The sequence below is a fragment of the Asaia sp. As-1742 genome, from assembly GCF_011753235.1.
GTDB classification, from domain to species: Bacteria; Pseudomonadota; Alphaproteobacteria; order Acetobacterales; family Acetobacteraceae; genus Asaia; species Asaia bogorensis_B.
Genome location: NZ_VWWA01000011.1, coordinates 25,957 through 41,529, shown reverse-complemented (window position 1 = coordinate 41,529; position 15,573 = coordinate 25,957). Strand labels below are relative to the sequence as shown.

The 15,573-nt window shown below is 59.2% G+C and carries 13 protein-coding genes; 9 read left to right on the top strand and 4 right to left on the bottom strand.

The features are described 5' to 3' along the window. Positions 1-99 precede the first annotated feature (99 nt). From F3J08_RS13710 to F3J08_RS13690, 5 genes are read left to right on the top strand one after another with little or no spacing between them, the layout of a single operon-like run. On the top strand, positions 100-2,406 hold the full coding sequence (locus tag F3J08_RS13710; RefSeq protein WP_166930684.1) for a cache domain-containing protein: 2,307 nt from the start codon (positions 100-102) through the stop codon (positions 2,404-2,406). After that, positions 2,403-3,209, top strand: coding sequence for an ABC transporter permease (locus tag F3J08_RS13705; RefSeq protein ID WP_240149358.1), 807 nt, complete (start codon positions 2,403-2,405; stop codon positions 3,207-3,209). The genes F3J08_RS13710 and F3J08_RS13705 overlap by 4 nt, the downstream gene beginning before the upstream one ends. Beyond that, a complete protein-coding gene (locus F3J08_RS13700; RefSeq protein WP_166930683.1) occupies positions 3,206-3,907 on the top strand; it encodes an ABC transporter ATP-binding protein in 702 nt (233 codons plus the stop codon). The genes F3J08_RS13705 and F3J08_RS13700 overlap by 4 nt, the downstream gene beginning before the upstream one ends. Next, positions 3,907-4,872, top strand: coding sequence for an MlaD family protein (locus tag F3J08_RS13695; RefSeq protein ID WP_166930681.1), 966 nt, complete (start codon positions 3,907-3,909; stop codon positions 4,870-4,872). The genes F3J08_RS13700 and F3J08_RS13695 overlap by 1 nt, the downstream gene beginning before the upstream one ends. Further along, on the top strand, positions 4,869-5,666 hold the full coding sequence (locus tag F3J08_RS13690; RefSeq protein ID WP_166930680.1) for a hypothetical protein: 798 nt from the start codon (positions 4,869-4,871) through the stop codon (positions 5,664-5,666). Before F3J08_RS13695 ends, F3J08_RS13690 begins: the two co-directional genes overlap by 4 nt. Positions 5,667-5,705: 39 nt before the next feature. On the opposite strand, the gene F3J08_RS13685 is transcribed toward F3J08_RS13690, so the two are convergent. Genes F3J08_RS13685 through F3J08_RS13675 form a run of 3 tightly spaced genes read right to left on the bottom strand, consistent with a single transcriptional unit; the run spans position 5,706 to position 7,842 of the window. After that, the gene (locus tag F3J08_RS13685) at positions 5,706-6,011 is read right to left on the bottom strand and encodes a hypothetical protein (RefSeq protein ID WP_166930679.1); all 306 of its coding nucleotides are present in this window, start codon (positions 6,009-6,011) and stop codon (positions 5,706-5,708) included. Next, positions 6,008-7,537: a PepSY domain-containing protein gene (locus tag F3J08_RS13680; RefSeq protein ID WP_166930677.1), complete on the bottom strand. Its 1,530-nt coding sequence runs from the start codon at positions 7,535-7,537 to the stop codon at positions 6,008-6,010. Before F3J08_RS13680 ends, F3J08_RS13685 begins: the two co-directional genes overlap by 4 nt. Continuing rightward, positions 7,537-7,842: a hypothetical protein gene (locus F3J08_RS13675; protein WP_166930675.1), complete on the bottom strand. Its 306-nt coding sequence runs from the start codon at positions 7,840-7,842 to the stop codon at positions 7,537-7,539. Before F3J08_RS13675 ends, F3J08_RS13680 begins: the two co-directional genes overlap by 1 nt. A gap of 167 nt (positions 7,843-8,009) precedes the next feature. On the opposite strand from F3J08_RS13675, the gene F3J08_RS13670 reads away from it, so the two are divergent. Continuing rightward, positions 8,010-10,238 carry a TonB-dependent siderophore receptor gene (locus F3J08_RS13670; protein WP_166930714.1) on the top strand — a complete coding sequence of 743 codons (2,229 nt, stop codon included), beginning with the start codon at positions 8,010-8,012 and terminating at the stop codon, positions 10,236-10,238. A gap of 413 nt (positions 10,239-10,651) precedes the next feature. Here F3J08_RS13670 and bioB read toward each other — a convergent pair whose 3' ends face one another. Continuing rightward, on the bottom strand, positions 10,652-11,689 hold the full coding sequence (gene bioB / locus F3J08_RS13665; RefSeq protein ID WP_122049344.1) for a biotin synthase BioB: 1,038 nt from the start codon (positions 11,687-11,689) through the stop codon (positions 10,652-10,654). A gap of 127 nt (positions 11,690-11,816) precedes the next feature. Between bioB and F3J08_RS13660 the strand changes: the two genes are divergently transcribed. The 3 genes from F3J08_RS13660 to F3J08_RS13650 all read left to right on the top strand — a co-directional run bounded on the left by F3J08_RS13660 (position 11,817) and on the right by F3J08_RS13650 (position 15,561). Next, positions 11,817-12,641, top strand: coding sequence for an acyl-ACP desaturase (locus F3J08_RS13660; RefSeq protein ID WP_062164240.1), 825 nt, complete (start codon positions 11,817-11,819; stop codon positions 12,639-12,641). A gap of 98 nt (positions 12,642-12,739) precedes the next feature. Continuing rightward, complete coding sequence (locus F3J08_RS13655) at positions 12,740-13,375, top strand: Dabb family protein (protein WP_240149357.1); 636 nt, start codon at positions 12,740-12,742, stop codon at positions 13,373-13,375. 83 nt (positions 13,376-13,458) lie between these two features. Beyond that, complete coding sequence (locus F3J08_RS13650; protein ID WP_370458744.1) at positions 13,459-15,561, top strand: M13 family metallopeptidase; 2,103 nt, start codon at positions 13,459-13,461, stop codon at positions 15,559-15,561. The last annotated feature ends 12 nt before the right edge of the window (positions 15,562-15,573 follow it).

Here is a 15,573-nt window from a genome sequence, read left to right as displayed (position 1 = left end):
AAGAGAGAAAATGTGAAAGCGACGCATGCGTTATTCGTGCGTTGGCTCATCAACGCAAGTCATTCCCCTCAGGAGGGGATATCCTGGGAGGCGTGACTTTTGCCAGTTTCCGAGATCATTGACCCGGCCGATCCCGAAGCCGAAACGAGAAGACGCCGTCTGATCGAACTCGTAGGCCCGATCTTCGGCGTTGTTCTTGTCATTGTGGTCATTGTTGTTGTCACGCTTCATTCTTACCACAAGACCCGCGACGGGGTGATTGCGCTGACGCGCGATCTGTTGAGCGAGGAACAGAAAAACCTGACGCAGCAGGTTTCAGATTATCTCGCCCCCGCTCCGGCGACTGCCGTGGTAGCGCGTGACCTGCTGACCGATCCGGTGACGGATGAGCCACCCCAGGTCTTTCTGGATTATGGCGCATCCATGCTGCGCAATGTCGAGCAGGTGGAGAGCTTTTATCTCGCCGATGATCGCGGCTCATTCTGGTTCATCGATCGGGCGCCAAAGGAGATCGCCGATGGCATGGAATGGGTGCATCTGCTGCGGGACAAGAATGTTTTCAGGCACTGGTATTATGACAAGAACAATGTGCTTGTCCGCACGAGTGATACGCCCGGCAAGAATTATGATCCGCGTCAGCGCCCCTGGTACAAGGGAGCCTTCGAGCATCCGGACCTGAACTGGTCCGACCCCTATCCCACCGTTGCCACAGAACAGCTGATCGTGACTGCGGCCAGCGTCCTGCACACATCCGATGGGCATCAGGCCGTCTTTGCCATCAACATCTCCCTCAACCGCCTGACGGATTTCCTCGCAGCCATCAAGATTGGCAAAAGCGGGCAGGCGGTCGTGGTGGACAAGGAGGGGCATCTCATCGCAGGCAGCCATCTGCTGGATGTGGCGCGAAAAGCGAACTGGCAGTTCGACAAGATGCAGCTCGATCCTGCAACGCAGCCGGTTTTTACACGCGCGCTCTCGCTGTTCCACATCTATGGAGCGGGCGTGCATCTCATCAAGGCGCATGACAAGCAGTACGTTGCCATCATGGCTTCGCTGCACAAGATCAGGCCAGGATGGGTGTTGCTGCTGAACGCGCCAGAGGACGATTTTGCGGCCTTCGCTGCGGCGGCAGGGCGGCAGGGCTTCCTTTTCTCGATGGTGATTGTTGTGCTCGCCGGGCTGCTGGCAGGGTTTCTGGTGCGACAGAACCGCCGGACCGAGGGGCTGCGTCGCCAGATCCGGTATGAACGCGCCCAGGTCAAGGCCGAGAGCAACGCGCTCAATGCCATGGCGGGAACGCCTCATCTCCTCGACCCCGGACACGATGCACCGCTTCTGACGCAACGTCTGGCTGAACTGGCCCGGGCAAGGCGTGTAAGCCTCTGGCGCTCTGTCGGCGAGGAGGAGCGTCTTTTGTGTGAAGACTCCTATGACCGCACAACAGACGCCCATAGCGCGGGCATGGAACTGGCCCATAGCGATCTCAAGAACTTCTTTGCCATGCTGATGTCGGGTGAGGTGATCGAGAGCGATCACGCCTCGGCACAGGAGGGGCTGCGCACCTTCCAGCGTATGGTCATGAGCCAGATCGGTTCAAAGTCTGTCTATATCCAGCCCATTCTGGCCCGAGGCACGGTTATCGGCATGGTGGTGCTGGAAGACGCTGCCCGTCCCCATGCGGTCTCGCACATCATTGCGATTGTTGCCGAGATTGCGGCTGTCCGTTTTGCAAGCATGAGGGCCGATGAGGCGTCAGCCGGAAAGCCGGAGCAGACGCAACGCGAGGATTATGGTGCCATCACCACGCGACTGAATGAAGGCTTCATTGCCGCACCCGGCGAGAACAGCGCTGGCGGTCTCAAGGCCGGGCAATACGCGATGGTCCCGGTGGCGACAGTCCTGTTTCAGGACTCAAAATCGGAAGCGACAGTCGATCTGATTCCGATCGTCCAGACGCTAGTGGAGCGGTTTCAGGATGTGATCCAGCATGCCGGGCTGTTTTCGGCTCAGGTTCTGGGCGGCAGGCTTGTGCTGATCGGCGGATGTTCACAGGACCCCGATCCCGATGCGGCACGGCGTGTTGCCGATGCGCTGCTGGCCCTGCGTGAGCTGGCGCTTGTGACACTGTCCGATGCCGAACTGACCCCGAGCTTCCGTATTGGCCTCGATGTCGGGCAGGCCTTCGGGGCGACGCTGGGTCAGGATCCGGGTGTGTTCAATATCTGGGGCGAGGCGCCTCAGACATCAGAACTGCTGGCCATCAGTGCACCTGACTCAGGGACAATCCAGGTGTCGGAGGCCGCCCATGCGTTGCTGCGCGACTACTATCTGTTCCGGCCGCGCGGCATGTTCTACCTGCCGGGCCTTGGCATCACCAATACCTATGTTCTGGCAGCCAAACGTTGAGTGACGAGATTCCCCTCTACAGGCGCCTGCTGCGCCGTCTGGGTGCGCTGACAAGGCGACAGATGCGTTTCTCGCTCATGCTCGTTGGGGCGAGCTGGGGCGTGGTACGTGAGGCGCTGCGCCCGACTTCGTGGCGCCGTACGGTGCTGCATGAGTTCAAGAACACGCTGCGACAGGCCGCGGGCGGTGGGCTGTTCAGCACGCTTTTCACGGCGGCGCTCACGGGGTTCGGGATTGTGGCGCAGGCGATCTACTGGCTGGGCATTGCCGGTATGGCCGATAGCACGGACTCTCTGCTGGCTACCGTGCTCGTACGCGAAATCGCCCCGGTTCTGGTGGGCATCATCCTGCTGGGCCGGAGCGCCATGCTGAGCCTGACGCAGCTTGGACAGCTGACGCTGGGCGGTGAATTGCGCGCGCTTCAGGCTCAGGGGATCGATCCGTTCATGACACTGGTCATGCCACGTGCGCTGGCGATGATGCTGAGTTCCTTCACGCTGGGCATGGTGTTCAGCATCATCTCGCTATCGGTCGGATATGGCGTTTGTCGTGTCCACTCCGTCATCACCATGCCGCTCTGGACGTTCCTCTACGATATCGTCGGGGCGATGAAGCCGATCGATTATCTCGGGATCCCCCTCAAGCTTACGATCAGCGGATTTCTGCTGAGCCTCGCCACGCAGCTGACCGGTCTCGATGCCACGCGCTCGGATACGATCGCGACCCTTCTGCCGCGTGGTTTTGCTCGTGGTATTCTCGTGATCATGGTCGTCAATGTCCTGCTCGGGGTGACAGTCGCATGACCGACGACCTCTCTGCCGTACTGGAATTGCGCGAAGCCCGCCCGGTTTTTGAGGAAAGCGGTCTGACGTCCATTCCCTATTCGCTGCGCCTGATGCCGGGCGACTGCATGCTGATTGCCTGTCGTGATTCCGAGCGCGCCACACGTTTTGCGGATCTTTGCACCGGTATGGCACCGCTCGTCTCGGGACAGGTGCTGTGCCAGGGGCTTGATTGGGAGGCGCTGGCCGAGCCCCGGGCCTGGGCGCTGCGGGGGCGTATCGGCCGTGTGATGCAGCAGGGAGCCTGGATCGACCTGTTTGGTACCGATCTTAATATTCTTCTGCAACAGCTGCATCATACGCGCACGCCCACCGAGGAACTGATCGATGAGGCAATCGCGCTTTCCAGACGATTTGGCCTGCCGGGTCTGCCGACATTGACCCCGGGACGGCTGAGCGTGGCTGATCGGGCCAAGGCGGCCTGTGTGAGAGCCTTTCTGGGAGAGCCAAAGCTGCTCTTGCTGGAAGATCCGGTGGAGCTGGAGACTGCTGATATGATGACTGCCTTCCTTGCCGAGCTGACAGCGGCACGTGAGCGAGGCTGTGGTGTGATCTGGTTTTCCCGCGAACCGGATCTGTGGCGTGGCTATCATGCCGAGGGAACGCAGCGATACAGGTTGCTGGATGAGGGTCTGTTACCAATGAAGCAGGTGGTCTGATGTTTCGTGTCCGTTCAAACGCCAACACTGACAGCCGCACCCGTCCTTTGTTGCGCATCCGCTATGCCGATGAATGGGTCGGTATGCTGGTCGTCGCGACTTTCGGCCTGTTCATATTTGCAATTATCGAGGCCGGTGTCCTGCGAGACTGGCTGACGCCCTCAGGCAAGCTGCATTTCAACCTGCCTGAAAGCGGTATCGCGGGCCTAGCCGTGGGAAATGACATCGAGCTTATGGGGATCCGTATCGGCTCGATCCGTGCGGTGAAGATCAACCCGCATGGTAATATGTACGCCATTGCGGATATCGACCCGCAATTCGAGCCCTATATCCGCAAGGACAGCCGCGCCATCATCCGTCATCGCTTTGTCGTGGCCGGAGCAAGCTATATCGAGCTTGAGCGCAGCAAAGGCCCTGCGATGGACTGGGAGTTTGCCGAGCTTGAAGCCACGGTCGAGCCCAATCCGGCCGATATGATTACCAAGACCATCAGCGATATCCGTGCGGGCATGATGCCCAGCCTGCGTAATGCGGACAAGATCATGGCTGACCTCGCTGCCGTGACGACATCCATCCGCAACGGTAAAGGCACTGTCGGTGGGCTGATGATGGATGACACGCTGCTGAAACATGCGGATGAAGTGATCAGAACGCTTCAGGACTCCATAGCGCAGCTCAAGCCGATCGAAGCCCAGATATCGGGTGTTCTGAGGCAGACACAGGGCACGATGGATAATCTGCGTTCAAGCAGCAATGACGTGAAAAAAGCCACGCCGCAGCTCAAGGACACGATGGCGCATCTGAATGCCGCGAGCGCCCAGCTTCCGGCATTGCTGACGCAGGCCCAGGCCACGACCATAAGCCTCAAGCGTCTGACAGACCAGTTGCGTGGCCTTTGGATCCTGGGCGGCAGCTCGGGTAAGGCCCCTGCACGCAGGTTGCCCGCCGGAGACATCAAGCCATGAGAACCTCACATATTCTGCTTCTCGCCGCACTGACGGGCATGACCGGGCTCGCGGGATGTGGTGGCAAGTCCAGCAAGGACGTTGCTCGCTCCGATCAGGATTATCTGAATGCCATGGAGGTCGGTCGTGATTCGTTCGACCTGACGCATGCGGACCAGGCAAAGACCCAGTTCGAGAATGCGTATGGCAGGGCCTTGCTGCGTGACGATGTACTCGCCATACGCGATGCGGGCTATAATCTTGCTGTTGCTGAGCTGGCGATGGGCAATGCCAGCGCGACGCTCGACACTGTGCATCGTGTACACGCCGACATGGCGCTGCGTGGCGATGTGTCCAGCCCGGCGCTCGATCTTGTCGCCATGGCTGCTTATTGCCGCCTGGGAGAAAATGCCCAGGCGGTCGCTTTGGCGCGGGGCATCAGAACGGATGACCCGGCCCTTCTGGAACGACGTGCTTTCCTGACAGGGATTGCAGCTGATGGACTTGGTGACGCAGGCCTGCTCGCCAGTTCACTGAACGCCATGCCAGTGTCACCCAGGCCGCCAAGGTTGGAGCAGGCAGACAGGGCTGAGCTTGAGTCGCGTCTTGCGCTTCGTCAGGGTCGCTACGATCAGGCCGAATCTCAGGCGATCGCGACGACCAATCTGCGCCGCGATATGCTGGATTATCGCGGCATGGCGCGAGCGCTCGATATTGCATCAAGGGCAGCGAAGGCAGCAGGTAAGGACAATCAGGCCGCCGCCTACAGCGAGCGGGCGACACAAAGCCGCAGCCATGCGGGTGATAAGGGCTGAAACGTCTCGGTCAACCCTCAGTACGAGTCAGGAAACCTGTCAGAAAGCGGCGCCAGTCTCGTTGGCCAGTTCCTTGATATGGATTTGCCTCAGGGAGATGATCGTCAGGATCAGGCAGGCACAGATGCCAGCGACCGAGGCCGTGCCGAACCATGCCAAGACACCCGGAAGCATACCTTGGCGGCAGCATAGATACAGCGCGGCAAGCGGCAAGAAGGTGCGACAGGGGTGAAGCACGTACCCCGGTATATGGGGGAGCATCAGGATGCGGCACATCTTGGGTTGCAGGAAACCATGCGCAAGAAATGCAGCAACCCAAAGAAGAAGGCCAAAAGCAAGCGTCATGGTGCGATCAGTCTGCGATGAATGAGAAAAGCGACGAGCCCCAGCCCCAGTATGGTCAGATCGACGCTTCTGTAGACGTCGAGGCTCGTTAACAGGTTGCTCATGTTGCGTGTGAGCAGGTCGAGAGGCAGGAGCGCCGCGGAGAATACCGCGAAAAGAAAGAACTGTTCGTTCCATCCCGAACGCGCGCCGCCACTGAAGCTGCGAAGGGCCGAGTGAAGCAGGGCGAGCAACCAGACAGCGAAGAAGATGCGGATCTCAAGCTGGCCCCGTTGAGGCAGATCGGCCCAGATAAGGCGATTGGCCCAGAGATAGGCCAGGCAGGCCAAAGGCAGACCGGTTGTTACCGCCATGGTCAGGGTCTCAGCGAGACGAAAACCGAATGTCCTGGCTTTTTTGGGGCGGTGCTTCATAAGAAAGATCACGAGCCCGCCTGACATCATCGCGCTGCCGACAAGCCCGCTGAGAAAATACAGCCAGCGCAACGGCAAGGGCGCCCAGCGTATGAAATGCAGCCCGCGCAACACGCCACCAAGACGATGTATCGTATCCGGTATTCTGACGGTTCGCAGCAGGGTGCCGTCTTTTTCGGAAAATTCCAGATGGTCGCGCGAGAGAACAAAAGAGGCTGAGTCGGCTTTCGTCATGGATACTTTACCATGATCGAACAGCACGAGTCCGATAGAGCCGTTTCCGAGGACTTCCTCGGCCTTGTGGAACATGGGTGCGAGTGGTGCCCGGCCTGGCGCTGCCTCGGGTGGCGGCATTCCGGGAAGGCCCACTCCTTCCGATCGCTCAGTGGTCTGATTGCTCGCAGGTCTGGCTCCAGGGCGGCCATGCAAGGCGGTGCCGCCCTGGGGGCGACCATGATGCCCAGTATTGAACATTGGAAAGAGACGAGGCGCATGGATGACTGCGCCGGTATAAGCCATCATGACCATGAATGGCAGAAACAGCAGTCCTGCAAGGATATGGGCATCCATGAAGGCGCGGTTTTTTGAGGCGAAGGGTCTGAACAGGAGCAGGTCGCTGAATATGGACCTGAAATGGATGATGATCCCGGAGCCAACAGCAATCAACAGGCCTATAGCAGCGATTTCGGTCAGCATGTTGCCCCAGAAGGGGCCATAGTAAAGCGAGTGGTGCAGGTCAAAGAAGAGCTGCCCGCCGCCTGTCTGCCGCGTGGCGACTGGAAAGGCGTCCTGCGGGCGAAATGCCGTGCCGATAAAAGCATGTCCGTCATAATGCAGGATCCTGATGATCGGATCGCGCGGGGTGGGCAGGGTGATGAAGGCATTCTGGCCTTCGTCGCGCATTTCTGCCGCGAGAGCTCCGACCTGGTTCAGGGCATCGTCGCTCAGCGGTGCTGGCGTGTAGCGTGACAACTCTGGTTGCATCCAGCGTGTCAATTCAGTGTCGAATAATGCGAGGGACCCACCCGTGAAAATCACGACCAGCACCAGCCCTCCGACGAATCCGACCCACTCATGCAGCCAGCCCATCCGGTTGCGCAGTGTATCGCGCATCAGGATAGGCCGATCCACAGACCGGGAACCGGCAGGAAGGCAAGCAAGGCTGCCGTTGATGCGGTGCGGGCGGCAAGCATCTTGTCTTTGCGCCGGGGAAGGCTGAACACGACGAGCACAAGCGCGGGCATAAACGCGAACACGCAGAGGAAGCCGACAACCATCAGCGGTTCGCTTCCATAGTGCCGAAACAGGGCCATGATGCAAAGGCTTGCGACATAGCTCGCGGCTATCCCGATCAGAAGGCGACGAACCGAAGATCTGATGAGCTTTCGGCCCTGTTTGTAACTGATACTCTTTCGCATGTGCTTCCTGTGCAACAGCGCCCAGCTTCGCGACGCGATTATCGCAGGTCAGGACAAAGTTTAGTTGCGAGCGTTTCTTATTCGCGTCTATTTGGCCGCGTCATTTACCTCTTGTCAATGAGATTAGCCTCTTGAGCCTGCTCACCTTGTCCGCCCTGAACCCCGGAATGCCGCGTCCACGACGTCTGGCACTTTCTGCCCTGCTCATGCTGTCTGCAACCCTGCCGTGCCAAGCTTTCGCACAGGATCAGACACCCGCGCAGGCACAATCGCAATCGGGGGCGGTGAAAGACAGTCAGAAAAACGCGAGAGGGGTTAACAAGGCGCGTAGCCAGGCCCTGACCAGCGACGAGCAGATCGAGGTCAAGGCGCAGCGTCAGAACCGTATGGAAGTGAAGTCAGGCGGTAATCTGGGTGCGCTGGGCAACAAGAAGGGACTGGACGTGCCCTTCAACGTGCGCAGCTACACCTCGGCGCTGATTCTCAACCAGCAGTCCCAGACGCTGGGCGAGGTGCTGATGAATGACCCGACCGTGCGTACAACGCTCGGTTACGGCAATTTCTCCGAACAGTTCGTGATCCGCGGCTTCCCTGTCTATGGCGATGACGTGGCAATTGACGGGCTTTACGGTATCACGCCGCGTCAGCTCGTCTCACCGCAGCTTTACGAACAGGTGCAGGTGCTCAACGGCGCTTCGGCGTTCCTCAATGGTGCTGCACCGGGTGGTACGGCACAGGGCGGCAATATCAATCTCGAATTCAAGCATGCCGGCGATACCCCCCTGACGCGTGTCACGGGCGACTACACCAGCTCCTCGATGGGTGGAGGCGCCGTCGATGTGGGTCGACGCTTTGGCCAGGACAAGCAGTTCGGGGTGCGGATCAACGTTGCAGGCCGTAGCGGTGTTGCGGCCATCGACCGGGAGAAGCGCCATCAGGTTGCGGTAGGTGGCGGTTTCGACTGGCATGACCGGGCAGAACGCACGCGTGTTACCGTGGACATGGCCTATGAGAACCAGGGCGTGAATGGCGGGCGCGGTGGCGTGTTCCTGAGCGGCGCGACCTCAGTACCGAAAGTGCCGGGCGCAGGATCGAATTACGGTCAGCCCTGGACCTATACGGAGCTGAACTACATCTATGGCAAGCTGAAGGTGGAGCATGATTTCAGCAAATACCTGACGGCTTATGCGCAGTTCGGCGGTCTGGGAGGCAACGAGAAGGGCAATTACGGTAGCACCTATGTCACCAACAGCCAGACCGGGGCGGGTTATAACGGGGCCATGTATGTGCCCTATGTACAGACCAATGAAAGCACACAGGCCGGGCTGCGCTCGCATTTCAACACGGGTGGCATCAAGCACGAAATCAATGCCGGTGGGTCTGGCCTGTGGGAGGAAAATGCTTCCGCCTACGCTCTCGCTCTGACGAGGCAGGCCACGAACATCTATCATCCGACGCTCTATAATGCGTCGCAGCCCGAAACGTATATCGGCGGAAACATCGATAATCCGCAGAAGAACAATACCACGCGTCTGTGGAGCCTTTTCTTCTCTGATACCGTCTCGGCATTTCATGACCGTGTCGCGCTGACGGCAGGCTTTCGCTATCAGTCGATCAAGACAGTCGCCTATAATTATGGCAACGGCACAACCTCTTACGATCAGGGAGCATTCACGCCCGTTGTGGGGCTTGTTGTGCACCCTACACGCCAGACGTCTATCTATTTCAATCGCATCGAGGGACTGGCGCCCGGCCCTCAGGCCAGCGGTCAGGTTGTCAATCTGGGGCAGATTTTCCCACCTTATCAGACGGTCCAGTACGAGCTTGGGGCGAAATACGATATCGGCCGTTTCTCGACGGTGGTTTCGATTTTCCAGATCGACAAGCCCAACGCCTACAGCGTTGCGATTCCCGGCACGAGCACCAGCATTTTCTCGGTAGATGGGTTGCAGCGTAACCGTGGTATCGAGTTCACCGTCAATGGTGAAATCTTCAAGGGTCTGCGCTTCAACGGTGGTACCTCGATCATCGACGCGGATCAGCGTCGCACGTCGGGCGGGCTGTATAATGGCAACCGTGTGATCGGCGTGCCGGGTTACACGATCAACGGTAATCTTGAATATGATTTGCCGTTCATTCGTGGCGCGACGCTTACGGGGCGTGTGATCCAGACCGGCCATCAATATGCCGACAATCTCAACAAGATGCGTGTGCCAAACTGGACGCGTTTCGATGTGGGTGCACGCTACAGCTTTGTTGTGGAGCACAAGGCCATCACGACCCGTCTGGGTGTCGATAACCTTGCCAATACGCGTTATTGGGAAAGCGCATTCGGTGGTTATCTGCTTCAGGGCCTGCCGCGCACGTTCAAGTTCTCTGTCACCGCCGATTTCTGAGCAGCTCATGGGGCAAGTGGAGGCCCGCCCCCCCGGCCATCGGAGATGGCCCGATGACGATTGTTCCAAAGCCAGCCTTCGGGCTGGCTTTTTTCATGGAGCCTCGTTGCAAGTCGGATCGCGCGCGCTCAGCGGATATGCGCGACCCACCCAGAAGGTACCTGCTCGGCGATTTTCAATATCCAGCAGACACAAGCCCCTGATCTGCCACTCACAAACCAGCGCCGCAGGCCATCGAACTCACATCATTTTCGACAGGTCAGTTCTCGCTGAAGCTCTGCAAAAACATCAGGGATGAAAGGGGCCCACGCCCCTTTCCGGGGAGCGGGGCAGAGCCCCGACACCGTCGCATACAGAAAAGGCCGGCCCCTTGCAGGAACCGGCCCCTCCAAGCGGTACCGAACCAGACCGGTTCAGTGCCCTTCGGTCATCGGCTTCATGCCGAGGCTCGCCAGAAGCTTGCGGTCGCGATGCTCGGCGGGGTTAGGGGTAGTCAGCAGCTTGTCGCCGCAGAAGATCGAGTTGGCGCCGGCGAGGAATACCAGGGCATGCGCCTCGTCGCTCATCAGTTCGCGGCCTGCGGCAAGGCGTACATGGCTGGCAGGCATGGTGATGCGTGCAGCGGCTACGACGCGGGCGAAGGTGATGGGATCAACGGCCTCGGCTTCGGCGAGCGGTGTGCCTTCGACGCGTACGAGCAGATTGATCGGCACGCTTTCAGGGTGCTGGGGCAGGGAGGCAAGGGTCGCGATCAGGCCTGCGCGGTCGCTCTCATCCTCACCCATGCCGACGATACCGCCGCAGCAGACATTGATACCGGCATCGCGCACGTTCGAAAGCGTGTCGAGGCGGTCCTGATAAGTGCGCGTGGTGATGATCTTGTCGTAATATTCGGGCGAGGTGTCGAGGTTGTGGTTGTAGTAGTCGAGGCCTGCCTCTTTAAGGCGGCGCGACTGCTCGCCGTCGAGCATGCCCAGCGTCACGCAGGTTTCGAGCCCGAGTGACTTCACGCCTTCGATCATGGCGCACACGGTGTCGAGGTCACGCTCCTTGGGGGAGCGCCAAGCTGCCCCCATGCAGAAACGTCCGGCACCGGCAGCCTTGGCGGCCCGGGCTTCAGTCAGCACTTTTTCAACAGCCATAAGGCGCTCGGCCTTCACGCTTTTTTCGTGCAGGGCGCTCTGGGGACAATAGGCGCAATCCTCGGGGCAGCCGCCTGTCTTGATGGAGAGGAGCGTCGAGATCTGCACGCGGGTGGGATCGAAATAGGCGCGATGGGCCATCTGGGCGCGGAAGATCAGTTCGGGAAAGGGCAGGTCGATCAGTGCCGCAACTTCATCGCGAGTCCAGTCATGCCTGATCTCGGGTTTCCAGCCGGCCTGGATGTCGTGCCCTTGGGCGCGTATTTCACGAGGGAGGACCGGGTCGCGTGTCAGGGTATCGAGGGACATGCGGGGCATGGCTCCAAAACATTTGAAAAGGAAAAGCTCAGGCAGCGATGCCACAGCAAGGGGGCGCTTGTCACGCGCCTGCGCGAGAACTCTACCCAAAATGGCCGGGACATGTCATCTAGGCGTCATGAAACATTGGCGCATCGATCAGATGGACTGGGATGCCTTTGATGCATCCCGTGTGGACCCGGATCTGATTCCGGTCATCAAGGCTGCGGCGGTGGTCGAGCGGAACGGGCTCGATTACGCCGTGTACCTCGGTAATGTCTTTGTAGGTGACCCCGATTTCCGGCAGGCCGCCGATAACTGGGCGGTCGAGGAAGTCCAGCATGGGGATGCGCTGGGCAAATGGGCCATGCTGGCCGATCCGAGCTGGGACTATATGAAGGCGTTTGAGCGTTACCGGGCGACCTATCATATCGAGCAGGATGTCGACGCGTCGATCCGCGGGTCGCGCACGGGCGAGCTTATTGCGCGCTGCATGGTCGAAACCGGCACCTCGTCATTCTACACTGCTATGGCAGATGCAACGGATGAGCCGGTACTCAAGGCCATCTGCAAGCAGATTGCGGCTGACGAATACCGTCATTTCAAGCTGTTCTATGACCACATGCACCGTTATCTCAAGCGCGAGAAGCTCAGCGTGTGGCAGCGAACAAAGATTGCGCTGGGGCGTGTGACGGAAAGCGAGGATGACGAGCTCGCGACCGCCTATTACACCACCAACATGCCTGCCAACACGCCCTATGATCACAAGAAATGTATCGCGGCGTACATGGCGCGGGCGATGGGCTATTATCAGCCCAAGCACATCAATCGTGTGACCAGCATGATCTTCAAGACCATCGGCTTCACGCCGCACTCGAAAGTGCAGGTGCTGATTGCCAAGGCGATGTATCAGCTGATCCAGTTCAAGGCGAAGCGCTTCCGCAAGGCTATCGCAGCCTCGTAACGAAAGCGTTTTCTCTCCTACTGAGAATTAAGCCCTCCCGAGCGGGTTTCGTGGTCTAATGTCAGACGAACGGAACCGACTCAATTGGAGGGCTACCCTTGTCGCTCACTTTCACACGCCTTCGCCTTATGGGGGCAGCACTCACTGCGTTCCTCCCCGTGGCCGCCAGCTTCTGTGTGACATCGGCAATGGCTGATCCCTATTCCCTGCCGATCGCGTCGTCGGGTCCAGTGAATCTGCCCCCGGTTGCTGATGATGGCACGATTGCCGCCCGTCAGCTCGCGGCTCAGGTGGGCCTCCCCCAGTTCACGGCGTCCAGCTGGCGACCGGGGCTTTTGCGGCACGTCGTGATGTTCCGCTACAAGCCGGGCACCACCAATGCCATGCGGGCTGAAATCACCTCACGCTTCCTGAGGCTTGTGCAGGACTCACGCCGCCCCGATGGGTCGCACCCGGTGCGCTCGATCGAGATGGGTGTGCAAAACAGCGGCGAAGGCGTGGATGCTGGTTTGCAGCAGGCCTTCATCGTGACCTTCGCTTCAGAAGGCGATCGCAACTTCTATGTCGGGAAGCCTGTCGTGATGGACCCGGCATGGTTTGATCCTGCTCATGAAGCGTTCAAGGAATTTGCGGGTCCGTCACTCGAAAAAGTAGTGGTTTTCGACTTCAACGCGCTGGCTTCGGCAAGTCTGGAGCCTACTTCGCGCAAGGCAAACACGCGGACTCGCCGTTAAACAAAATCTGTCATAACGTTGCACGATGTGTCCCGTGCCAGAAATGGGCGGGATGGTGTTGAACCTGCTGAAAGTGATGGCTTGTGACCGGAAAATTCAAACGTACCACCTCGCTCTGGCTCGGAGCTGTCAGTGTCATCGCCTTGACTCATCAGGTCCTGCCGGTGGCTCGTGCTGCCGATGCGGTTCCGGCAAAGGCGGATGCGGCTTCGGTGAAGCCCTATGACCCGAGCTGGGGTTTCAATATGTCCGGCATGGACAAGGCCGTGCGCCCCGGGGACAATTTCTTCCAGTACGCCAACGGCACCTATCTGAAGAATGTCGTCATACCGGCTGATCGCTCATCCTTCGGTCCGTTTGTCATCCTGACCGAGACAGCTCATGAGCGCGTTCAGTCAATCCTGACCGATGCGGGCAAGCATCCCGCTGCCAATCCGAAGACGACCGAGGAAAAGCTCGGGGCGTTCTATGCGACCTTCCTTGATACAGCCAAGGCTGACAAGCTCGGTGCGGAGCCGCTCAAGGCTGATCTTGCCGCCATCCAGGCGGTGAAGGACCAGTCGAGCCTGGCCCGACTGTTTGGTCAGGCAGCCTTCAACTTCCAGTACACACCGTTTGGTCTGATGATCAACGCGGATGACAATAATCCCGAGCAGTATGCGCTGTCGTTGCATCAGGGGCATCTTGGCCTGCCGGACCGGGATTACTACCTGAAGCCAGATTTTGCCGCGAAGAAGAAGGCCTATCAGGCCTATGTCGCCAAGGCCCTTGGCATGATCTCATGGCCGGATGCCGAGCAGGCGGCCGCGAAGATTGTCGCGCTGGAAACCACGCTCGCGCAGTCGGAATGGTCTCGCACCGAGATGCGTGACCCGGTCAAGGTATACAACCCGATGACCGTCGATGAACTGGCGAAGAAAGCGCCGGGCGTTGACTGGGTAGCCTTCCTGACGGCTGCCGGTATTCCGGCGGACAAGCTTGGCGCACGCCGTATCATTGTCGGCGAGCCGACTGCGCTGGCCGGTATGGCCAAAACACTCTCTGCGGCTGATTATGGCACATTGCGGGCGTGGCTTGCCTTTCATCTGGCCGTCAATGCCTCGCCTTATCTGAGCCACGACTTCGTGCAGTCATCCTTCGATTTCTATGATCATGAACTCGAAGGGTCGCCACAGCTTCCCGTGCGCTGGAAACAGGCCGTGGAACACACGGAAGACGCTATGGGCTGGGCGATCGGCAAGATCTATGTCGACCGGTATTTCCCGCCGGCTGCCAAGGCACGTATCACCGAGCTCACCCATGACGTGAAAAACGCCTTCGCGAACCGTCTGGCGCATAATGCCTGGATGGCCCCTGCGACGCGCGAAGCGGCAGGGCGCAAGCTGCAGAATTTCGAAATCCAGGTCGGTTATCCGAACACGTGGCGCAACTATGACGGTCTGACGGTCAAGCCGGGCGACCTCTATGGCAACGGTGCACGTGCGGTTGCCTTCGAGTGGCAATACAACCTTGGTCATCTCGACAAGAAGGTGGACCGCAACGAGTGGTTCATGACGCCGCAGACGGTGAATGCCTATAACGATCCGAACCAGGTTGAGATCGTCTTTCCGGCAGCCATCCTGCAGCCGCCTTTCTTTGACCCCAAGGGGGATGCCGCGGTCAATTATGGCGCTATCGGCGGGGTAATCGGTCACGAAATGACCCACTCCTTCGACGATGAAGGGCGTCAGTACGACGAGCATGGCCGTCTGCACCAGTGGTGGACACCTGATGACGTCAAGCGCTTCCAGGCGCTGGCCGATCGTTTTGGCAAGCAGTATGACGCGTTCGAAGTGCTTTCGGGCGTGCACCTCAACGGCAAGCTGACGATGGGCGAGAACATCGCCGATCTCGGCGGTCTCACCCTGGCGCTCGATGCCTATCACGCGTCGCTGCATGGCAAGCCCGCACCGGTGGTGCATGGCCTGACCGGTGATCAGCGCGTGTTCCTTGGTTGGGCACAGGTATGGCGCCAGAAGCTCCGTCCTGACTCGATCCGCAATCGCGCCGTCACCGATCCTCACTCGGCGCCGGAAGCGCGCGTTAATCTGCCCATGCATAACATTGATGCCTGGTATGATGCCTTTGGCGTGAAGAAGGGCGACAAGCTCTATCTCGCGCCGGAGGATCGCGTTAAAATATGGTGATTATTGAATCAT

Bases quoted from the DNA above. Each gene is read 5' to 3' on its own strand.
- F3J08_RS13700 (WP_166930683.1), top strand. From the start codon at position 3,206: ATGACCGACGACCTCTCTGCCGTACTGGAATTGCGCGAAGCCCGCCCG.
- F3J08_RS13695 (WP_166930681.1), top strand. From the start codon at position 3,907: ATGTTTCGTGTCCGTTCAAACGCCAACACTGACAGCCGCACCCGTCCT.
- F3J08_RS13690 (WP_166930680.1), top strand. From the start codon at position 4,869: ATGAGAACCTCACATATTCTGCTTCTCGCCGCACTGACGGGCATGACC.
- F3J08_RS13685 (WP_166930679.1), bottom strand. From the start codon at position 6,011: ATGACGCTTGCTTTTGGCCTTCTTCTTTGGGTTGCTGCATTTCTTGCG.
- F3J08_RS13680 (WP_166930677.1), bottom strand. From the start codon at position 7,537: ATGCGCGATACACTGCGCAACCGGATGGGCTGGCTGCATGAGTGGGTC.
- F3J08_RS13675 (WP_166930675.1), bottom strand. From the start codon at position 7,842: ATGCGAAAGAGTATCAGTTACAAACAGGGCCGAAAGCTCATCAGATCT.
- F3J08_RS13670 (WP_166930714.1), top strand. From the start codon at position 8,010: ATGCCGCGTCCACGACGTCTGGCACTTTCTGCCCTGCTCATGCTGTCT.
- bioB (WP_122049344.1), bottom strand. From the start codon at position 11,689: ATGTCCCTCGATACCCTGACACGCGACCCGGTCCTCCCTCGTGAAATA.
- F3J08_RS13660 (WP_062164240.1), top strand. From the start codon at position 11,817: ATGAAACATTGGCGCATCGATCAGATGGACTGGGATGCCTTTGATGCA.